Below are 20,207 nucleotides of genomic sequence, written 5' to 3'. Positions count from 1 at the left end.
CCTATAGTGCTTCTATCCTTACTCTGCCGCTGAGTACCGCCACCCTGACCAGATAGATTTTACCCGAGCGGCGGTTCATTACCGTAATGGTGCCGGCCTGCACAGGATTACCCTGGATATTGAAGGTTAGGATTTGGGTTTCTCCGGATTGGCCGAAATTAGTGCTGACCAGACAAACGTAATAAGGGAATTTTTCTGTACGCAGTAATTTGGCTCCATGTCTGATAACATATTGTTGTCCGGTAGGGTAAAAGAATATTTCATAGCAAGCGGTGGTATCTTCCGTCTTAATGGCCAGCTGTTGCACATATTGAAGGTCAGCCACCAGTTTGTGGAGGGTGGTAACTGTTTGATAACGAGCCAGGGAACCGGTCAACAGAGGCATGGCAGCAGTTAACAGTAAAATGATGCAAAACAGTGATACCAGCATTTCCACCAGGGTAAAAGCCCGGTTAGCCCCGTTTGCCCCAGGGTGACAGACAGTATTATGAATTGTCTCGGGAGTGGGTGGTGGCTTCATTTGGCTCATAGGGACCGGTTCCTGTAATAACATCGTTAACGGTTTGGTCCGTAAAAATATTATCGGCCCGGCTGTCCGGGTTCGGCCCTTCCGACCAGATGGTATAAGCGGCACCGTCAATTTTTATATAATAGGGCCTGTTCCAGGGGTCACCGGCTGAAGGTTGACCGTACTTTCCCCCGAGAACCCCTTCGTTTTGCATCAAAGAGTTAATCTCATGTTTGCCGGCAGGGTAACAATTGTTCTCGGCATAATACATGTCCAGGGCATTCTTCATGCTTTTTATTTCCAAAACCGCCCTGCTTCGTTTGGGCTTGTCCAATTGTTTGGTAAATTGGGGCACCAGAACGGCCGATAAGATACCCAGCATGGTTATCACAACCAAAATTTCCACCAGGGTAAAGCCTTGTTTATGCCAGGATGCATTCATTTTTTTCACCTCCCGCCGGTTATGGCAAAGCATCCATAATGCTGAAAACAGGCAGCAAAACGGACAGCATCAGCAAACTTACCAGCCCGCCCACCAGGCATATTAAAATGGGTTCCGTCAGAGCAGTCAGACGGTTGAGGGTTTGATATATTTCTTTTTCATAAAAACCGGCCACTTTATCCAGCATTAAAGGAAGTTCGCCGGTTTCTTCTCCCACCTGAATCATCCTGACTGCCAAAGGCGGCCATAAGCCGCTTTGCTGAAGTGAAAAAGCCAGCCCTTGTCCTTCTTGGAGACCGTCGGCAGCCAACCGGACAGCACGGTTAAAGGCTGAATTTGGCGCACTGTTTTGCAACACATGCAGACAGCGCAAAAGAGGGATGCCGCTGCTTAATAAAACCGCCAGGGTCCGGCAAAGGCGCAACAAATTTATTTTCTTGACCAGCGATCCGTAGACAGGCACTTTAAGTATTAACTTTTCCTTTAGCTGTTGCCCGCCGGGCCCGGATACAAAAATTTTCCCCAGCACCACCGCAAATAAGCCGGCGGACAGCCCAACATACCAGCGGTGTCGTAACAGTTCGCCTGTTTTCATAACAAAAGCCGTAGCAGCCGGTACCGGCGCCTGCAAATCTTGAAGAACCCGGGTAAAGGCCGGCAACACGAACACCACCATCAGGCCAACCACTGCCAGGGCCAGCAACAAAATAAAAGCAGGATAGGCCAGGGCTGATTTATACTTTTCCGACAGGTCATGATATTTTTCGAGGTAATCCGCTAAACGGGTCAGCGCATCGTCAAGGGAACCGCTGATTTCCCCGGCCTCTGTCATATGAATAACCACCGGCGGAAAGAGACGAGGCTGACAGGCCAGGGATTGGCTTAAGGATTGACCGGCCTGCAAGTTGTCAATTACACCGGCCAAAGCATGTTGCAGCCTTTTGTTCTCGGCTTGTGCCAGCAAGATGCTTAAACCCTGGATAACCGGTATGCCGGCAGCAGTTAAGGTGGCAAATTGCCGGCAGAACAGGGCCAGCTCCTTCAGGCTGACTTTGGGCGCAACAAAACCGCTTAAAAAAGGCTGATGCGGGGTTATGGCATTAATTTCAGTAATAAACAACCTTTGCTGCCGGAGTATTTGAATGGCCTCATATTTGCCGGCGGCCGTGATCCTGCCGCGGACAGTTCGGCCTGTTATTTTTTTGGCTTTATATTTAAATAATATGGGCATCATAACCACCCGCAGGCCAAAATAAAACGACTAAAAATTTAATATATTCTGTCAAATTCAGCAACAATAAAAAATTTCCTGCCCGGACCGACAGGAATCTTTCGACATTTTGATCTTTTCTCTTACATTTTTTGTAATACGGTTGTGTCAAAAAAACTTTCTGCCTGGAAATAGGTGGCTCGCATTACCTCCGGCAGGCTGGTTAATCCCTGTTTAGCCTTGGTCAAGCCATCCGTCTGCAGGGTTTGCATACCCTCTTGCCCCGCTGCCGCCAGCAACTCGTCGGCAGTGGCACGGTTTAACAGCAGGGTTCTGAGCCGCCGGGACAGCAGCAAAATTTCATGGATGGCCAACCGCCCCCGGTAACCGCTATGGTAGCACCGGCGACAGCCCACCGGCCTGTAATACACCGCTTCCTGACCCGGCAACACGCCGGCAAAATAGCCTTCCAGAGAATCAGCAACCACCCGGTATGGTTGTTTACAGTACGGGCAAAGCCTGCGCACCAGCCGCTGGGCCACTACCCCCAGCACCGAGGAGGCCACCTGAAACGGTTCTATTCCCATATGGATAAATCTGTCCACCGCTCCGACGGCATCGTTGGTATGTAAAGTTGACAATACCAAGTGCCCTGTACCGGCAGCTTTAACGGCAATTTCGGCAGTTTCTTTGTCGCGAATCTCACCGACCATGATAATGTCCGGATCCTGGCGCAACAGGGCCCGCAAACCAACGGCAAAGGACATGCCTGCTTTCGTATTAACCTGGGTTTGGTTAACTCCCTCCAGGCGGTATTCAATAGGGTCTTCAATGGTGCTCAGGTTTCTTTGTTCGTTGTTTAATTCGTTCAATACGGTATATAAAGTAGTGGTTTTGCCACTGCCTGTGGGCCCGGTAATTAATATCATCCCGTATGCGGCACGCAGGCAATGTTTTAAACGCGCCAGGTTGTGCGGGGAAAAATCAAGCTGCTCAAGCCGGTATTGCCTTACTGCCCCTGTATCCAGCAGACGGATCACCACCTTCTCACCGTAGGCGGTAGGCATGGTGGACACGCGCAGGTCGTACTTTTGGCTGCCGGTACTTAACGGCAGGCGTCCGTCCTGGGGCAGCCTTTTTTCTGCAATATCAAGATCAGACATTATTTTAATTCTGGAAACAACCGCCGCCTGCATATTTACAGGCAGGTTAAGCAGGGGCCGCAATATTCCGTCCATTCGCAGTCTTACCCTGAAGCCGGTTTCCTGGGGTTCAAAATGAATGTCGCTGGCTCCTAACCGCACGGCCTTTTGCAAAATATGTTGCACCAGACCTATAACCGACGCTTCTTCCCCGGAACTTTCCCGGATTAGATTATGATTTGGCAGGTCTACGGTCTGACGGATGTCCCTTTCAACAAACTGATACTGGGCCGCCAGGGCTTCCACCAGCTGGTGTTCCGTAACATAGCCCAGCCCCACCAGTACCCGCCCCAGGGGCTCCTGAGACCGTTGCTGTTTTTGCAACGCTTCCTCTAATTGGCTGCGGGTAATTATACCCTGCTCCGCTAAAATATCTCCTATCATTTTGGGGGGCGATTGGTTTAACAAAAGATCACCCTCAGTATTAAAAATTACTCCTTCAAAGCCCGCATCACACTTTTTTCGTCAATATCCCTGTAGATGCCCACCCGACCGATTTGTTGCGGCAGAATGAAGACCAGTTGATCACCTTTTACTTTTTTGTCGTGGTAGATACTTTGTAAAATGTCCCGGTGCGCTAAGTCTGCCGGCAGTTCAGCAGGCAGTTCCGCCAAGGCAATAAGTTGCTTAATCCGGTGATATTCCCGGTAGCCTAATAACCCCTGTTGAACCGCCATTCTGGCAGCAATTACCATGCCAATGGCCACCGCTTCACCATGTAAAAATGCATCGTAGCCGGTTAAGGCTTCCACCGCATGCCCGACGGTGTGGCCATAGTTTAAAATGGCCCGGCGCCCCTGTTCAGTTTCATCCTGTTCCACCACCGCTGCTTTAATGCGGCAGCAAGTCTCTATGACATACTGCAGGGCATCCCGGTCCTGGGCCAGCAGGCGGACGCCGTTATTTTCCAGCCATTGGAAAAATTCCCCGTCCCAGATTACGCCGTACTTGATGACTTCCGCCAGGCCGGCCTTTAGTTGCCGGGCAGGCAAGGTCTGCAGGGTAGCCACATCAATCAGCACCAGCCTGGGTTGGTAAAAAGCGCCGATAATATTTTTCCCCCGGGGATGATTGACGGCCACCTTGCCGCCTACGCTGCTGTCCACCTGGGCCAGCAGCGTGGTGGGCACCTGGATAAACGGAACCCCCCGCATGTAGGTGGCAGCCACAAAGCCCGCCAAATCTCCCACCACACCGCCGCCCAGGGCGACCACCGGGCAGCTGCGGTCCAGCCCGGCGTCAAAGGCCAGGTCATACAACCGGGCAGCCTGCTCCAGGGTTTTGGCCTGTTCGCCGGCCGGCACCCGGGCCACTGCCACTTGAAACCCGGCCTGCCTCATAACTGCCGCAACCTTTTCGCCGTACAAAGGATACACATTGCTGTCTGTGATGAGGAGTGCCTTTTTCTCCAGGGGCAGCTGCTGCAGGTAATAACCCAGGCGGTTAAGTCCCCCGTCCTCAAGATAAATAGGATAACTGCGTTCCCCCAAAGCCAGGTTAATTTTTCTCACCCAGCACCCCCCTCTCCAGCAGAGTTTGGTATATTATGTTAACTATCTCATCCGGACTTTTGTCATCTGTATTAACTGTGAAGTCCGCCGTTTGGTAGGCTCCTTTGCGTTCTTCCAGCAAGCTTGCCACCCGCCGGTGCAAGTTTCCCCTGGCTAACAGGGGGCGGGTTCTTTTGTTGCGCACCCGCCGGCAAATGGTCTCCGAGGATGCAGCCAAACAAACCAGAAAACCATTTTGCCGGAGCATTTTGACATTCTCGGGGTCCAACACCATACCGCCGCCGGTGGCTATCACCAGGTTCTCCTGAGCAGCCAGTTTTCTGGCCAGCAGTACTTCCTCACCCCGAAAACGTTTTACGCCATGTTTGCGGAAAATCTGCTCCACTGTCAGCCCGGTAATTTGTTCAATGGCATAATCGGTATCAATAAACCGGTAACCCAATCGTTTAGCCAGCGCCCGCCCAACAGTGGATTTGCCGGTACCCATAAAGCCGATTAAAACAATATTTTTCATCTTACACCTGCCTAACCAGTTGTCGCCACCGGTTAACCCTTTCTTTTATTTCAGCCAGGCTGTCACCGCCAAATTTCTCCGCCAGAGCTGCCGCCAGTTCCCAGGCCACCACTGCTTCTCCCACCACACAGGCAGCAGGTACAGCGCAAACATCTGATCTTTCCACCGAAGCCTGATAGGGCTCCTTGGTATGCAGATCAACGCTGAGCAAAGGCTTATATAGGGTAGGGATGGGTTTCATGGCCGCCCGCACCACAATAGGCATCCCGTTGCTAATTCCCCCTTCAATGCCGCCGGCCCTGTTTGTACGCCGGTAAAACCCCTGGTTGGCAGCATAGTAAATCTGGTCATGCACCTGGGAACCGGGCGCCGCCGCTGCCGCAAAACCATGACCGATTTCCACACCCTTAATGGCCTGAACAGACATAAGAGCTCCCGCCAGCCGGCTGTCTAACTTGCGATCCCAGTGAACATGGCTGCCTAATCCCGGCGGCACGCCGTAGGCATGAATTTCAAAAACGCCACCCAACGAATCGCCCTCTGCCTTGGCTTGGTCAATTTCTTTAACCATTTCTGCCTCGGCCTGGGGATCCGGACAAAGCAGCTGTGAGTTGGCAAGGCTTTCAAGCAACTTCGGCAGATCCGGGTTTTCTTGCCGGGTCGCTTCTACCGTTCCGATGCGGCAGACATAACCTACAATGCTTATGTCTAATTCTTCCAATAAACGGCGGGCCAGGCTGCCTACCGCAACCCGGGCAGCTGTTTCCCGGGCGCTGGATCTTTCTAAAATGTTGCGAATATCCCGCTGGTTGTATTTAATGGCCCCGGGCAAATCCGCGTGACCGGGCCTGGGCCGGCTAACCACCCGCTCATTCAGGCGGGCTTGCGGCCCCGGCGCCATGATGTCTGACCAGTTAACCCAATCTTGGTTAACCACTTGCAAAGTAATGGGACTGCCGGTAGTCAGGCCGCCCCGGACACCGGATAAAAATGTTACCCGATCCCGTTCAATTTGCATCCGCCCGCCCCGGCCATAACCACTCTGGCGTCTGGCCAATTGTTTATTAATATACTCATCCGTAACAGGCAATCCTGACACCATACCTTCCACTATGGCTGTCAAGGCCGGGCCGTGGGATTCGCCGGCCGTTAAAAATCGCAACAATCTTACCTCTCCTCTCCTCCGGAAACCTGTTTCAGCAGTGCTTCCCGCATAATCGCCACCGGCGCCGGCAAGCCGGTCCACAGCTCAAAGGCTAACACTCCCTGGTAAAGCAGCATGCCCAGGCCGTTAAATACAGTTGCCCCTCGAGCGGCCGCCATTTGCAGAAACAACGTTCTGTTCGGGTTATAGATCAGGTCGCATACTAATTGCCCGGGCTGCAAGGCAGTAAAAGGAAACTCCGGCACCTGATCGGAGCGGGCACCCATGCCCAAAGGGGTGGTTTGGATCACCAAATCCACCTCTGCCACCACTGTTCCGGGCAATTGGCGGCCCCAGGGAAGCACCCTGGTTGTTAACTGACCGGCTTGGGCCACATCCCGTGCCAGCTGCTCAGCTTTTTCCGGCGTCCGGTTGGTTATGTAAATGGCTGCCGCGCCGGCTCCGGCCAGAGCAACCGCCACTGCCCGGGCTGCCCCGCCGGCGCCCACCAATAAAACTCTTTTACCCTGGGGCGAGAAGTTTGCTTCAGCAGCTAAAAATTGAATAAAGCCCGGCCCATCTGTGTTATAGCCAACCAGCTTACCCTGTTCAAGGCGAACGGTATTGACCGCTCCCATAATCCGAGCCGCCGTATCAACTTTGTCCAGCAGGGGGATGATGCTCTGTTTGTGTGGCACCGTCACATTTGCCCCCGCCAAACCCAAGGCACGCATACCTTCTACCGCCTGTCTCAGACAGTTGGGGGGTACGCTGTAAGGTACATACACCCAGTTAAGTCCTAATCCGGCATAAGCAGCATTGTGCATAGCCGGGGAGAAGGAATGTTCTACCGGCCAGCCAAATAATCCGCACACTTTTGTTTTTCCGTTAATTTCAGGTAAACCCATGCATATTTCCTCCCGGATGCAAGAAAAGCTTGGCCGGTGCCAAGCAATATCTTTATGATTGCATTTTTTTTATGCGACCCAGTACCAGTTTTTCTAATTGCCTGTTAATTCTGGTGCCGATAAACTCCTTACCGGCCAGCGGCGTTACTAAAATGGTATACAGCCCCAAACGGTTGCCGGCCAGTACATCGGTGAAAACTTGGTCCCCCACCAGGGCAGTTTCGTGCGTTGCCGCACCTAAAAGGGCAAGGGCACGCCGCAACCCTTTACGCCGGGGCTTGGCAGCCTTGTGTATACCCGGCACCTGCAAAGAGCGGCATAGGGCTGCTACCCTGCCTTCATTATTGTTGGATACAAAGCATATTTTAAATCCCTGCTGACAGAGGTGGCGCAGCCAGGCTTCAATTTGCGGATCCATCTGCTGACAATCCCAGGGGATCAGCGTGTTGTCAATATCAAAAAGAATGGCTTTAATACCCCTGCTTTTTAAATCCTGCAGGTTAATATGAAATAAAGAGGGCACATAGGCCTTGGGATGAAGCACTGACAACATCTTTAACACCACTTATAGCCGGCGCCTCGGGGCACCCATATTGCTTGCAATATTTTACTGTGCCTATTTTACTCGTATCGGGTACCTTTCGTCAACTTAGCAGCTAAATTTTGCCGAAATTGTCTGCCGGGACAAACACCAATTTTTTTTCTCTCCATAACATATATTGTTGACTTAATTCTTATTGGGGGGGATTGCTTGATGCTACCCGGCCTGTGGACGGTCGCTATCCTGTCGTTAGTCAACGGCTTCATTGCCCTGGTTTCCTACATTGCCAACAATACTTTTCCCCATCCTCTCAACGAGGAAGAAGAAGCCCATTATCTTGAGCTACTGGCAGGCGGCGATGAAAATGCCAGGCATGTTTTAACAGAAAGAAACCTGCGGCTGGTGGCCCATATTGTAAAAAAATTTGATTCGACCGGCGAGGATGTAGATGACCTGATTTCCATCGGCACCATCGGCTTAATTAAAGCCATCAATACTTTCAAACCGGATAAGGGAACCCGCTTGGCTACCTACGCAGCTCGCTGTATTGAAAATGAAATGTCGCTGACAAGAGTATAGCAAGCCCCATGCGGTTAAGAAGATATTCTTTGCTCCGGGATTTTAGCCAGTACGGTAACATTGATAAACCGCAACCCATTGCCTCCCGGTACACCTCGGCCGGATACAATAACCTGTTTGACCAGGGCCCTGACCAAGGAACGCTTTTCAGTAAAAGCCAAATCATCTAACCTTCGTAAGATGGACTCGGATATTTCCCTTATCTCATCTATTTTAGCAAACAATTCCTCACGTTGCCTGCATGCCAGAAGTAATTCTTCTTTTCTTTTTTCCAATTTTTCTTTGCGTCGTTTCAATTCAGTCAATTTTTTCTTTATGCTGTCAATATGGTCAAGATACCCTTTGGCAATCACGTCAATTAACGCCTCTTGACCTTTTTCTATGTCGGCTAAGTGTTTGTTTATAACCATGATCTGCTCTCTAGGGTCGCTCTGCCCAATTATCTGCCCCATAGCCTCCCGGGCCAGGCGGTCAGGATCTATTAACCATGCTTGTATTTGCCCCCAGACCGCTTCTTCGATAACGTCAGCTAATATATACTTTGCTGGTCTGCATCCTTCGTTTTTGTATCCCTGGCAGGTTTTATTGCATGTATATCTTCTTTCTCTCTTGCCCCACCACCTGGCGTATGCGCCCGTCATGGTATTGCCGCAATCCGCACAAGTAATTAGTCCGGACAAAAGATACCCATGCTTTTGTTTTCCTGCGTAAAGCCTGCGTACTTCTCTTAACTTTTCTTGAGCCCTATAAAATGTATTTTCATCTATTATCGGGGGTACTTTAATTAGCATATCTTTAAACCGCCACAGGCCAATGTAGACAGTGTTTGCTAATATTTGTTTCACTACCTGACGGTGCCACCGTCCAGCCCGACGGCGGGTTGGTATACCGTTTTCATTCAGTCTTTTTGCTATACCATTTGCCCCTATATCTTCACTAGTAAACCAGTTAAATATATCAACTACAACTTTTTTTTCGTGTTCTAAATAGCTTACTTTTCCGGTTTCCGGATCATATTGATACCCAAAAACGTCAAAATTGATTGGAATACCGCCTTGCCTTGCCTTTTGCTCTTTCCCTCTGCCCATACGATCCCGAATTTTTTCCCTTTCATACTCGGCTATCGCACCTCGTATTGAGTAAAACAACCGTCCCTCCGGTGTGTCCTTCCAGTCAAAATCAAGGAATTCCAGCTTAATACCGCATTTTTCTAATTCATCGGTAATAAGCAACTGGTGGGCCAGCTTTCGTGAAAGACGGTCGGCATCTCGCACAACCAGCAGCTGAAACCTGCCCTCCCGAGCAGCTTCCCTCATTTCGTTTAAGCCAGGGCGTTCCAGGGTACTTCCCGAAATTCCCTCATCGGAAAATACCGTCACTTCCTGGGCTCCTAATATACGGGCACGGCTACAGCAGGCCTCCCGTTGTTCGGCCAAACTGTAGCCGTGTTTCACCTGGTCGTCTGTACTTACCCGGATATAGACCGCCGCCCGCAAACTGCTAACCTCCGTTCCATGACCTTTTTGGCCAGTAGTTTGTATGCATCATTTAAACCTGCGCCATCTTGTGAATAACAAACTGTTAGTGAGATAACCGGCCGCCTGGAAATGGTATTGCTGCTGCTTTTTTTCATAACTATATCACCCCTGTCATAGAATATGTTTATACGGTTTGTACACTTGCAATAAAAAAACCGCTATAAAATTAAAGACCGCACATGGCGGTCTTATTAATGCATGAACTATTTAATTTTTGGGAGCTCTTTCTATTTCATCTACCATCAACTGTAAATTCCTTATTACTTCATCAGCCACCAAATTTATAAATAACTGCGGGTTGCCATGGTCAGCTTCTTCTAAAGAAATGTAATATTCTTTACGGTTTTCTTTGCGAATAATAGCCGGCGGATAAGCATTTTTCATTAAAATAAAATTCATACACAATCTGCCTACCCTGCCGTTTCCGTCCGGAAAAGGGTGAATAGCAACAAACCTGTGGTGAAAAAGCGCTGCTAATTCAACGGCATGCAGCTTACCTTTGTTATCCTTGTACCACTTTAGCAGTTTTTCCATCTCAGCCGGAACCTGACTGGCCGGCGTATAGTGATGTATTTTACCGCTGGCAGTTAGTACATGATTATTTTTGGTTTTATATGCTCCGGGTACCACAGGTACTCCCCCGGCCATAGTCTTAATACCCGAGAAAAGAATGGCATGAAATTCCTTAATAAGCCCTTCGGTTAAATCACGGTGTTTAATGGCATCTTGCAGGTAATCTACTGCTTCTGCATGATTAATCATCTCTAAATGTTCTCGCAGGGTGCGCCCTTGTACAGTCAAACCTTCACGCAAAAAGAAAAGCGTTTCTTGCAAAGTCATAGTGTTGCCTTCAATGGCATTGGAATTATACGTCCATTCCTCGCGGAACTTTTGGGCAATGGTTGCCATTAATTCTGGATGTAAAGGTCGTTTGGCTTCTACGATTTTTTTTAGAGAATCAATTTTTGTAAACATTTATATACACCCCTGGAGTCTTTTGAGCCTTATTTTATCACTTTTTATTATGTACCTGGAATTATAAAGCTGGAAAATTATTAAGATTTCCCCGCCCCGGAGGGCGGGGAAGGCGGTGTTATATACCACCGAGGTTGACTCGGATTTCATTTTCACCGGGGGCAAGACCAAAGGTTTTAGTTGTAATGCTGGCTTCAGAAACATTATTTTTCGGTTTAATATCTTCCCAGGATTTGTCCGGCGGCCATACTTCACCATGTACTTTATATGTTTTAGGTGTACTGTTAACTGTAAACTTATACGGCACATCAATACGCTGGCCGGAAGTCATGTTCAGTATCTTTGTCACAGTTCCACCGGGGCCGGTAAGGGTGAGTTTAACCGGGATAGTCCCGCCTTCCTGGTCGTATCGTTTAATTATTGCCAAAAACGGCAGGGTATCAGTTTTGCCTCTTTCGATGCTGATATCTTTACCATACTGCGAAACTACAGTGATACCGACGTCGTAACCGCTAAAAATGTCTGCTTCATCTCGGTTGTTGTTCCAGTCTTTGTCGTTTGCACTATCCACCGGGTTAATACGAGCAATGATTTTCTTAGATGTACTCTGCACTGTGAATGTGTACTTGTAGGTCTTGCTCTCACCGGGCTGGAAGGTTACGTAACCGTTGCTGTTCGGTGCATCGGCCGGGTTGAGTGGCTGCAGCTTAACCGGGTATTCAGTATTACCCACCTGGTGGTGCAGACGCAACCAGGCCCTCTCTGCCCTGGGGTGGTCTTGATTTAGTTTGTATGTCACTGTTGACGTTACTTTATCCCCGGGTTTTGTGTCTCGAAACTTCTCTACCTCCAATGTCACTGAAAAATCAGGATCAGCAGTTAAAGCCAGCGGTGTCAAGGGGATTGTTAAATACCATATATTACCATTTTTCATATGAAATAACCGCCCCATGCCAAAGGTGTACTTGGTGGGCGGTTGTAATATGTGAACGTACTGCTGCCACTGGCGGCTGTCTCGTTTAAATTTGATATACGGGTTGTACTGGGTTACATTTTCCATACCCATGATGATTGACTTCAAAAGGGCCGGGTCGTTATTGAAGGGGTTGTTTGACTCCAGCGCTGGCTCGCGCATGACGTTGGTGACGAAGTTTTGTACAGCCGTATTAGCCCACGGCCATGGAATCCAATTTGCACTGTTAACGTCCAGCGTATCGGTGGTGTCGTTACGGAAGAAGGTGTTGGTGTATTTTTCGCCGTTTCGGGTGTAACCATGGTATCGGTATTGGTTGGTTACAGGGTCAAAATCGTTTTTGCCAGGTGATGCTTCCTGGGGTGTGCCGTAGGTGAACAGGCGGCTCTTGGCCCAGTTGGCTTCGTTAATGGGTTTGCCCTGCTTATTTACACTTTTAAAGTAGTCTGTTCCATTATTTTTATCTCTCAGTTCGTCATTCGCCGTGGCCAGGGCCTCTGTAATATTGGCCGGCTCTGCATTAGCAAAACCGGCCATACTAAATACAAATATCGTGATCAGGAAAAGAGTTATGAATTTTTTCATTAGTTACTGCCTCCTTTACTCCAGACCACGATACTGGTTCTAGTACTTCCCCACCCGGAATTAACATCCACAAGTTCACCATTCGGACCGGTAAAAGTAGGGAACTTCCCTGTTGAAATTTCCTGCCAGACATCAGTCTTCGTCCTGGCCACATCCACCACTTTTTTAGCAAAGTCCTTGCCGAATTTAGATGCCAGGATTTGCTCCGCCTCGTCGCACTGGGCCTGCACGTCCCGGTTGGGGATGATGATGGCAATATTCATTTCAACTTTATTTGTTTTTTCTTCTTCACCATATTTAATAATCAAATCAGTCTTCGGCTTCACCGGCACGGTGTAACCGTTCAGATTTTTAGTCTCACCCTGCTGCACCGGCGGCTGTTGCTGGTTGATATACTGCTTAACTGCTGAAATATCCGGTTTCTGACTGCCTTCCGGGTAGCACACTACCAGGCCGTCAATGAAGTCCACCCGGTAGCCCAGAGCCTCAGCCACGAACCGGGCGGGCAGAAATGTGCGGCCGCTTTTCAGTTCCGGGGCTACGTCTGCTTCAACCACTTTGCCGTTGGAGATAATCTGCTTTTTGCCGATGGTCAGCTCGGCTGACCGGCTGCCCAGGGTCAGCTTAGCCTTGCTTGTTTTCGTATCCCAGGCAATGTTTTCGTTTACCACGCCCAGGGCGTTGCCCAGGTAGCGCACCGGCACAAATGTGCGATTTTGGCTGATATACGGGGCAGCATCCATCTTTACCCCGGGGGTTTGCCCGTTTACAAAGTATTCTTTTTGCCCGGGAACAAAGACGACGCTTTTGACCAGGTTCTTTTGCTGGTCGTAAATGTTAACCTGTTCCTTTTGTTCGGCTCCTGCCCCGGCCGCCAAGCTCAGGGTCAGAGCACCTGCTACGGTTGCGGTTAACAGTTTTTGTTTCATTTTTTTCATGAACTATCACTCTCCTTTATGAAGGTATTTCAAAACATTTTTTGAATTTTGCTCAAATATTCTTTCCCGCTCTACCACCCCCGCTTTCCAGTTTTTGGCATCGTAGAAATGGTCAGTGAAGATGATGTCGTCTGTTTTCATCGCGCGACGCGGCGCTCGCAGACGAACTATTGTTTGCACCAAGTTTGGACTGACCCACTCCCCCTTCCCTTTTATAACAAATTTTTCCGCTTTTTCTTTCGGCATGGAAAATTTTACCACACCGTCCAGGTCAGCTATGTAAATGATGTCAGATTTTGGTATTTTTGGAACAGACATACTATTCCCTCCTCGCGAAAATCGGCGGTTTACCCAGGCCGTTCCGGTTTATTGTTTTGGGGGTGGTTGTTTTGTGTTATAATACATTAATAACCACCTCTTTGTGAGATTTTCAAAAGTTCACTTGCTGGCGTATTAAATATCTGCTCTAATCGTAGTGCCACCGGCCACGAAGGATTGCGCTGACCAGCCTCAATATATTGGTACATTCTGGAAGTGATACCTAATTTGCTTGCTACTTGCATCTGAGTAAGTCTTGCAGCCTTTCGTCTTAATTTTAATGAATGCCTCAATATGACACCTCCTTTTATGTAATTTGACTTCGTGTTATTTTTAATATAAACGAATTTTTATTTCATGTAAATATATTAGGGAGAAACTGCTGTGAGTAATTTTGAGAATAGATTAAAAGCTTTACGCAAAGCTAACAAAAAAACCCAATCGGATATGGCAACATTATTAAATATTACACTTAGACAGTATCAGTTATATGAAGCCGGTCAGTCATCCCCTCCTTTAAATAATCTTATTACACTTGCTGACTTCTTTAATGTATCTCTCGACTATCTCATGGGCCGTTCAGACGACCCATCACCACCGCAAGTGCAACCACTTAAAGGCACTAAAAGAATTTACGATGTAATTGCCCGGGTAAAAGACCTTCCCGATGAACATATCGAAGACATAACGGATACACTGGATGCCTTGGTAGAACTGCACTTGAAAAAACTTAAAACAAAACAAAAAGTTGAAATAAAAGGTGATAACCATGAGTGAACAAATACTTCTTCAAATTCTCGAAGAGCTAAAGTCTATTAACCAACGGGTTAGTAACTTGGAGCAAAACCAACTAAAACTTGAAACCAAAATTGAAAACGAAGTCATTGAGAAAATCCGTGGTCTTTACGACTTTAGAGAGGTTGTAAATGATAACTTTAATAAAACCAGCAATACATTAGAGGCCCTGGCTGACCGTATTGATGATTTAAAAGAAGAAGTCCTGCTAAACCGTAGAGAAACTACTGAAAAACTTGACTCACTTGACAGCAGCATTATGTACTTAGCAACCAAACTCACCCAGCACGACATGCAACTGTTTGACTTAAAACGACGGGCCAAATAGCTAGCTTAAGACAAAAATCCCTATATAAATAGAAAAACCGTCCATCTTTTAAAAGATGAACGGTCTCAAATCGATAAACGACAAAAAACAACACTAAACTAAGCCAAAAACAAAACATTTGTTTGGCTAGAACTAAATCAAAAAACACAATAGAAAACTAAGCCATGCAATAATGCTGGCTGAAACGAATAGAGTAAAACACAAGAATTAATAATATAATTATCTTTTTTTCATGATGTACCCCCGAAGCAGAACTACGCGTCGGAAAAATAGAAAGCCCGGAAAAAGTCTTATCCTTCGAGGTATTTTTGTACTGTTTCCCCTTCGGGTCTTTGCCATCGGCGGGTGGTGAACCGACGAAAACAAAGAACGCACAAAGGCAGTACAAAAACATTGCCCAAGGGACCCCGTCTGGGTGTTACAGGCTTTTGCACTACACTACACTGCATAGGGACTCCCTTTGTGTTGCCGGAACAAAGGGCTATGTCAAAGGACTTCGCCAGTGGCACGTTCTGTCCGACCCAGAACCCACCGGAGGGACTGTTTTACGCCTTTACCATTGACGGGCTCTCTTTCACCCCGGCGGTACGCCACTACCGCCGGCCGTGCGGCATCTTATTTTTTTTTGCACTACAGAAGTCTGCCGTCCCTTCTTTCGCACCCGGCAGCAAATTCTCCCCTGCCGACAGGAGCCAGATGAGCTACGTCCGCAACCACCCGTTTGCCAAAATTCTATATTTTTCTATTTTTGTTTTCAAGCTTTTTTTGATATTTTTTTATATTCGTGATTTTTTTATGAATCGCCGTAAATCTTCTTCTGTTACTTTGTATATTCCGCCAAATTTATATCCGGTCAACACCCCATTCTTTAACCACTTGTATACCGCTTTATTGCTTACCTTGAGAATCTTAGAGACATCCTCGACAGAATATAAAACTGCCGCCTCAATTTCTTTTATTCCCATATTTTGCATATAAAAACCTCCCTTTAAAATTAAAAACCGCTAGGCTGCGGTTTCAAAGAACTAAGATTTCATTTGCCAACGTAAATATTTTTTCTGCCATATTGATTGCTTTTTGAGCATCATCTCTTGTAGGCTCCGGGTAATCGCCGGGATAACGCCCCTCTGCTACCCAGTCGCTTAACCACTCAATATCCATTTCTTCAAAAAGCCTTTGATAATCTGGTGGCAAAAGCTCAACAAGGTAGTCTAACTGGTGTTTATACAAAAACCTGATGTCCAACCAAATTAGTAGGGCTTTTAGACTTTTTTCAGCACACTGTTGGGATAAATAACAGGCTAAACTATATTCAGGAACGCTATCATTAAAAGCCATTCGAGCAACCCTTAGATCACTTTTGGCCTTATTAATCCAACGCTGGACTTCGAGGTACTTCTTACTGCTCATAAAGCACCTTCCCTTCTTGCAGGGCGGGGTGGTAGACAGTCCACCAGGCATCTTTGTATTCCTCAATGTCTTCCGGCGTTGCTACCACTATATCCTTGGGAACCTTGAATTTCCGCAGCTCTTTTCTTATTGCAACCTGCATATCTCTTTTTTTATCCCTCGTACAGTTTAGAATGACCAGTAAGTCCACATCACTGTCCGGCCCTGCTTCCCCTCTGGCCCAGGAACCAAAAACAATAACCTTTAATGGGTCAAATTTACTGGCAATATCCCTGGCCATCAGCTCAATGATTTCCACCAAGACCACCCCCTTATTGCCCCCGTAACCTGGAGTATCCCTTAATGCCATTATAAAACCTTGAATAACTTCAAGTCCATGATACTATTTAGCATTGTGAGTAGAATTCTTGAACCTGGCCAACTCTACCTCCAACACCGCCTTTTCTTCCCGGCACCGGACCAAGGCCTCTTGCAGTTCCCTGATCTCCTTCATCATTTCCCGTTGGGCCGCCACCACCGCCTTTTCTTTATCCAATTCCGCCCGTTCTGCGGCCCGTGCCAGGGCCTCCTGGGCTTGCTTTAACTGCTGGGCCAGGCTGTCCCTTTCCTGCCGGTAGGCTGTGGCTAAAGCTGCCTGTTCTTCCAAGTTTTTCGCCCTGGCATCGGCGGCCGCTGCCGCCTGCTCCGCCAGGCTGGCCAACCGGTTGGACTGTTCCCGTGCGTTCTCTGCCCTTTCCAAGGCTTCTTTCATCTCTGCCAGTTCCCTGGCTGTCTGCTCCCGCAACAGGGCCGCCTGGGCCTCGGCCTGCTGTACCCGTTCATTGGCCGACTCAATGGCTGCCGCCGCTTGTTTTTCCTTCTCGTGGGCCTCGGCCTTGGCCGCCTGGGCCTCCGCCTCTGCCCGGGCGATGCGCTCGGCATCCGCCTCCTGGCGGTCTTGGGCACCTTTGACCAGGCTGATATAAATTTCCTCCACCCTGCCCAAGTGGTGCCTGAGCTGTTCCAACTCCTTCACCTGGGCCACGGTCTCCCTGGCCTGGGCCGTCTGGTAGGAACCTATCAACCTGGCCACAAACTCACCGGCCGTCATATTTGAATTCTGGATGGCCTCCTGCAATTTATCCCTGACTTCCTCATCAACTTTCACCGTAAAAGCCACTGTGGCCATGGTATACTCAACCCCCTTGAATTTACTTAAGTTTACCTTGGTAAACCGGTATACTTTTAGTATACCATAGATATTTTAAGGACAAAAGCAATTTTTCAAGGTTTACTAATTAAATATAGGTATACCAAGGTACACCCCATCACCTTGGGCGATAACCGCCATTGCCCTACCACCGGCCTCGGTGGAGGTAGTTAAGCTGGCCACCGCCAGCATGTTCCCTTACTGATACAGAAGAATAAACATATAGAATAAACTGCCGTTTATTCCACTCAAAGCAACGTAGACATGGCAAATAATAGCAATAATGATGGTCTAAGAGAAAAAAATTAGTGGAATAAACTTATTAATTCATTTTTTTAGGCTTTTGTATAATAAAACTACCCCGCCGGGTTGGGAAAGAGCCTAGCGATGGCACCAGGCCGATACGCCAGCGACGGTGCGTTAATATGCTTTGATACCGTTTTAATGCACATTATTCCGGCCGCCCTGCTTATCGGCACCGCCGCAGCACCGGCCGCAGCGGCCGCCAAGGCCGCAGCGCAGCGAAGCCAAGGAAAAATATTTTATTCCGCTTGCAAAACCCCAAAGATCGGCATGCACCAGGGCAGTCTGCCGCCAAAGCCAGACCCCAAATCCATTCTTGCATAGGCTTTGGCGGCAGTCTGCTCTTTTTTCGTACCGGCGAAGGCCCGTTAGGGCCATGGCCGGTACGTTCAATACTTCCACTTTGCTTTAAGTATTTTAACCTTTAGTCCGCTATGCTGTACTGACCTGGCCACTGCGTGTCTTTTAGTGTCGTTAAAAACCAAAAAGACCACGGTTAAGCGGTCTTTAATAGCTGCCGGTAGTTTACCATAGGCGGCAGCCCTCTCTGACAAATACTTCGTGGAAAGCCCAAAATCGGCCACCAGGGCGTGTAAAATGTCGTCCTGGTAGTAGAACCTATCCTGACCTTTTATAACCCGTCTGAGGGCATCGTAGGAGGCCTGGGAAAGTTCCTGAAAGGCCTGCTTAGACGATAAATAATCAATCTTACGAGCCTGGGCGTAGTCACACCAAACTAAATACTGTACCACCGTACTGTCCGAGGCGCTTTTAAACAAGCGAGAATACCATGGTATGTCTAGTTCTAGTGTTTCTGCCCCGTCGGGTAGCAAGTGGTAATACATTTGCCCTCTGGCCAACCGATTGGCGGCAATATACCTGCTTTTACATAGCTGTAACAGCCGGTTGTAGCACCTTTTGCGGCCGGTCTTAAAAATATCGGCCTTAATAAGCTGTTCTACGGTGGCAAACCGCCATTTGGCTAAAAATAACAACACCTGCTTATCTCTTTCTGTAATAATTACTCCGCCTGCCATTATCGCCACCCCTAATAAGTTAAGAATTCACCTCTTGCACCATGTTTTTGCAAGAAATTAACCCTGTTTTGCGGACAAACCCAGACTACTTTCTTACCGGCAAAACTTGCTACTTTTGATTTTACCTGCTTACCGGTATACTGACCGGTGTCGGTCTCGATATATATTTCCTCTCCTTCGTCCGAAGTGTAAGCGGCATCCGGCGCTTCTGCACCGCCGGCCCGCCGGCCGCCTCGAACTTTTTCTAGCAAATCACCAATTTTGTAAGTTTCCCTTTCGGTTTTTGATAGCCGGAAATACACCTGGTTCGTTCTCACTTGGTGCAATATTTCGTTTTGTTTGCCATGGGTGATGAACACATCAGCCTTGTCTAACCCGGCCGGGCCGCAAACCTCCCGGCGGCCTTTTATATCAAGGCAATATACCTTCATATGTTGGCCGGGCGTTTCGGCGGAAATATCCATGGACTTTAGATAACCGGACTTTTCCAACCTGGCCAAACGTTCCAAGCAAGTCCTTTCCTTGGCCTTTGGCCAATACTGGTCTTTTATTTGCTCTAAAGACAGCACCCGGCACCGGGCCAGGTCTGATAAAATATCCCTGTCCCGGTCGGTGAGCTGTTTAGCCTTGGTAATCCTAGCCATTATTCCTCCTGCAATATGCCGAGTATTAATTTGACGCCATCGCAAAAACCCAGCCGGTAGGCGTTCTTATATTGTTGGTGGAAAGCCATAGAGATAATGTCATCAATTGCCTGGAATTCCCTAACCTCATCAAATGTCATGTTAGACAAGATGGTAAAGTCTATGCCCTCGAGCAACTTTTCCAGCCTGTTGATAGCTTTAACAGCTTCCTCTGGCATTGCGGCCGGGTGGAGGCTTTCCAGCCTGGCGTTAACAAAATCGTTTACTTCCTGGGCTAATTCAAAATCGTGGTTAGCGGTCATGTTTAAATTCATCACACATGCTCCTTTCTTAAGATAGAGATAAATTAAAGGGGTCCAGGGGAATAAAATTCCCCTGTGGGGGTGGGGGGAGTTAAAGAGGGGGAGGGGGCAAAGCCCCCGGCCCCCTCTTTGTGCCCCGGAGTGAAGCCGGTCAATTATTCGGCGGTAGCCCGAATAATTGCCGGTGGAACGGCGGGGCACTGAGCAGCCAGTCGAGCGATAGCGAGACCGCAGGCGCAGGCGGCAGGGCGAAGCCCCCTTGCGCGCGCAGCCGGGTGCCGCCGTCAGGCCTGCGCCACGCCGTAGCGTTCCC

The 20,207-nt window shown here is 48.5% G+C and carries 26 protein-coding genes; 4 read left to right on the top strand and 22 right to left on the bottom strand.

What is annotated here, in order from left to right; translation table 11 throughout:
• Position 1 precedes the first annotated feature (1 nt).
• The 9 genes from DESHY_RS10245 to DESHY_RS10205 all read right to left on the bottom strand — a co-directional run bounded on the left by DESHY_RS10245 (position 2) and on the right by DESHY_RS10205 (position 7,992).
• Complete coding sequence (locus DESHY_RS10245; protein ID WP_008412535.1) at positions 2-529, bottom strand: type II secretion system protein; 528 nt, start codon at positions 527-529, stop codon at positions 2-4.
• Entirely contained in the window at positions 486-950 is a 465-nt protein-coding gene (locus DESHY_RS10240) for a type II secretion system protein GspG (protein WP_008412534.1), read from the bottom strand. Before DESHY_RS10240 ends, DESHY_RS10245 begins: the two co-directional genes overlap by 44 nt.
• 19 nt (positions 951-969) lie before the next feature.
• Complete coding sequence (locus DESHY_RS10235; protein WP_008412533.1) at positions 970-2,181, bottom strand: type II secretion system F family protein; 1,212 nt, start codon at positions 2,179-2,181, stop codon at positions 970-972.
• Between the two features lie 122 nt (positions 2,182-2,303).
• Positions 2,304-3,770 carry a GspE/PulE family protein gene (locus tag DESHY_RS10230; RefSeq protein WP_008412532.1) on the bottom strand — a complete coding sequence of 489 codons (1,467 nt, stop codon included), beginning with the start codon at positions 3,768-3,770 and terminating at the stop codon, positions 2,304-2,306.
• Positions 3,771-3,793: 23 nt separating this feature from the next.
• Positions 3,794-4,873 carry a 3-dehydroquinate synthase gene (aroB, locus tag DESHY_RS10225; RefSeq protein ID WP_008412531.1) on the bottom strand — a complete coding sequence of 360 codons (1,080 nt, stop codon included), beginning with the start codon at positions 4,871-4,873 and terminating at the stop codon, positions 3,794-3,796.
• Entirely contained in the window at positions 4,860-5,387 is a 528-nt protein-coding gene (locus DESHY_RS10220) for a shikimate kinase (RefSeq protein ID WP_008412530.1), read from the bottom strand. Before DESHY_RS10220 ends, aroB begins: the two co-directional genes overlap by 14 nt.
• Position 5,388: 1 nt before the next feature.
• A complete protein-coding gene (aroC, locus tag DESHY_RS10215; protein ID WP_008412529.1) occupies positions 5,389-6,552 on the bottom strand; it encodes a chorismate synthase in 1,164 nt (387 codons plus the stop codon).
• Between the two features lie 2 nt (positions 6,553-6,554).
• Positions 6,555-7,439 (bottom strand): shikimate dehydrogenase, encoded by an 885-nt coding sequence (locus DESHY_RS10210; protein ID WP_008412527.1) that lies wholly within the window; start codon positions 7,437-7,439, stop codon positions 6,555-6,557.
• Positions 7,440-7,491: 52 nt separating this feature from the next.
• Entirely contained in the window at positions 7,492-7,992 is a 501-nt protein-coding gene (locus DESHY_RS10205; RefSeq protein WP_048818070.1) for a YqeG family HAD IIIA-type phosphatase, read from the bottom strand.
• Positions 7,993-8,193: 201 nt separating this feature from the next.
• Between DESHY_RS10205 and DESHY_RS10200 the strand changes: the two genes are divergently transcribed.
• The gene (locus DESHY_RS10200) at positions 8,194-8,559 is read left to right on the top strand and encodes a sigma-70 family RNA polymerase sigma factor (protein WP_008412524.1); all 366 of its coding nucleotides are present in this window, start codon (positions 8,194-8,196) and stop codon (positions 8,557-8,559) included.
• A 14-nt stretch (positions 8,560-8,573) separates the two neighbouring features.
• Here the strand turns inward: DESHY_RS10200 and DESHY_RS10195 are convergent, their stop codons facing one another.
• From DESHY_RS10195 to DESHY_RS10170, 6 genes are all read right to left on the bottom strand, one after another.
• Complete coding sequence (locus tag DESHY_RS10195) at positions 8,574-10,055, bottom strand: recombinase family protein (protein ID WP_008412523.1); 1,482 nt, start codon at positions 10,053-10,055, stop codon at positions 8,574-8,576.
• Between the two features lie 249 nt (positions 10,056-10,304).
• Positions 10,305-11,072, bottom strand: coding sequence for a Fic family protein (locus DESHY_RS10190; RefSeq protein ID WP_008412522.1), 768 nt, complete (start codon positions 11,070-11,072; stop codon positions 10,305-10,307).
• Positions 11,073-11,190: 118 nt separating this feature from the next.
• Positions 11,191-12,630 carry an Athe_2463 domain-containing protein gene (locus DESHY_RS10185; RefSeq protein WP_008412521.1) on the bottom strand — a complete coding sequence of 480 codons (1,440 nt, stop codon included), beginning with the start codon at positions 12,628-12,630 and terminating at the stop codon, positions 11,191-11,193.
• Positions 12,630-13,568, bottom strand: coding sequence for a copper amine oxidase N-terminal domain-containing protein (locus DESHY_RS10180; RefSeq protein WP_008412512.1), 939 nt, complete (start codon positions 13,566-13,568; stop codon positions 12,630-12,632). The genes DESHY_RS10185 and DESHY_RS10180 overlap by 1 nt, the downstream gene beginning before the upstream one ends.
• 6 nt (positions 13,569-13,574) lie before the next feature.
• Positions 13,575-13,886, bottom strand: a complete 312-nt coding sequence (locus tag DESHY_RS10175; protein ID WP_008412510.1) for a hypothetical protein — start codon at positions 13,884-13,886, stop codon at positions 13,575-13,577.
• Positions 13,887-13,972: 86 nt separating this feature from the next.
• Positions 13,973-14,179: a helix-turn-helix transcriptional regulator gene (locus DESHY_RS10170; RefSeq protein ID WP_048818069.1), complete on the bottom strand. Its 207-nt coding sequence runs from the start codon at positions 14,177-14,179 to the stop codon at positions 13,973-13,975.
• Between the two features lie 91 nt (positions 14,180-14,270).
• On the opposite strand from DESHY_RS10170, the gene DESHY_RS10165 reads away from it, so the two are divergent.
• Both DESHY_RS10165 and DESHY_RS10160 read left to right on the top strand, forming a co-directional pair.
• A complete protein-coding gene (locus DESHY_RS10165; RefSeq protein WP_008412509.1) occupies positions 14,271-14,663 on the top strand; it encodes a helix-turn-helix domain-containing protein in 393 nt (130 codons plus the stop codon).
• The gene (locus DESHY_RS10160) at positions 14,656-15,009 is read left to right on the top strand and encodes a hypothetical protein (RefSeq protein ID WP_008412502.1); all 354 of its coding nucleotides are present in this window, start codon (positions 14,656-14,658) and stop codon (positions 15,007-15,009) included. Before DESHY_RS10165 ends, DESHY_RS10160 begins: the two co-directional genes overlap by 8 nt.
• 776 nt (positions 15,010-15,785) lie before the next feature.
• Here the strand turns inward: DESHY_RS10160 and DESHY_RS10155 are convergent.
• From DESHY_RS10155 to DESHY_RS10140, 4 genes are all read right to left on the bottom strand, one after another.
• On the bottom strand, positions 15,786-15,983 hold the full coding sequence (locus DESHY_RS10155) for a helix-turn-helix domain-containing protein (RefSeq protein WP_008412500.1): 198 nt from the start codon (positions 15,981-15,983) through the stop codon (positions 15,786-15,788).
• 43 nt (positions 15,984-16,026) lie between these two features.
• Positions 16,027-16,419 (bottom strand): HEPN domain-containing protein, encoded by a 393-nt coding sequence (locus DESHY_RS10150; RefSeq protein WP_235695564.1) that lies wholly within the window; start codon positions 16,417-16,419, stop codon positions 16,027-16,029.
• Entirely contained in the window at positions 16,409-16,717 is a 309-nt protein-coding gene (locus DESHY_RS10145; protein WP_235695563.1) for a nucleotidyltransferase domain-containing protein, read from the bottom strand. The genes DESHY_RS10150 and DESHY_RS10145 overlap by 11 nt, the downstream gene beginning before the upstream one ends.
• Before the next feature lie 84 nt (positions 16,718-16,801).
• A complete protein-coding gene (locus DESHY_RS10140) occupies positions 16,802-17,587 on the bottom strand; it encodes a hypothetical protein (RefSeq protein WP_008412495.1) in 786 nt (261 codons plus the stop codon).
• A gap of 408 nt (positions 17,588-17,995) precedes the next feature.
• On the opposite strand from DESHY_RS10140, the gene DESHY_RS13920 reads away from it, so the two are divergent.
• Positions 17,996-18,235 (top strand): hypothetical protein, encoded by a 240-nt coding sequence (locus DESHY_RS13920; protein WP_143147744.1) that lies wholly within the window; start codon positions 17,996-17,998, stop codon positions 18,233-18,235.
• A 65-nt stretch (positions 18,236-18,300) separates the two neighbouring features.
• On the opposite strand, the gene DESHY_RS10130 is transcribed toward DESHY_RS13920, so the two are convergent.
• The 3 genes from DESHY_RS10130 to DESHY_RS10120 are packed head-to-tail and all read right to left on the bottom strand — an operon-like array spanning position 18,301 to position 19,906.
• The gene (locus DESHY_RS10130) at positions 18,301-18,948 is read right to left on the bottom strand and encodes a hypothetical protein (protein WP_008412493.1); all 648 of its coding nucleotides are present in this window, start codon (positions 18,946-18,948) and stop codon (positions 18,301-18,303) included.
• 11 nt (positions 18,949-18,959) lie between these two features.
• Entirely contained in the window at positions 18,960-19,592 is a 633-nt protein-coding gene (locus tag DESHY_RS10125; protein ID WP_008412486.1) for a replication-relaxation family protein, read from the bottom strand.
• A complete protein-coding gene (locus DESHY_RS10120) occupies positions 19,592-19,906 on the bottom strand; it encodes a hypothetical protein (RefSeq protein ID WP_008412484.1) in 315 nt (104 codons plus the stop codon). The genes DESHY_RS10125 and DESHY_RS10120 overlap by 1 nt, the downstream gene beginning before the upstream one ends.
• Between the last annotated feature and the right edge of the window lie 301 nt (positions 19,907-20,207).

The organism is Desulforamulus hydrothermalis Lam5 = DSM 18033, from assembly GCF_000315365.1.
In the GTDB taxonomy this organism is placed as follows: domain Bacteria; phylum Bacillota; class Desulfotomaculia; order Desulfotomaculales; family Desulfotomaculaceae; genus Desulfotomaculum; species Desulfotomaculum hydrothermale.
This window is presented reverse-complemented; position numbering and strand designations above follow the sequence as displayed.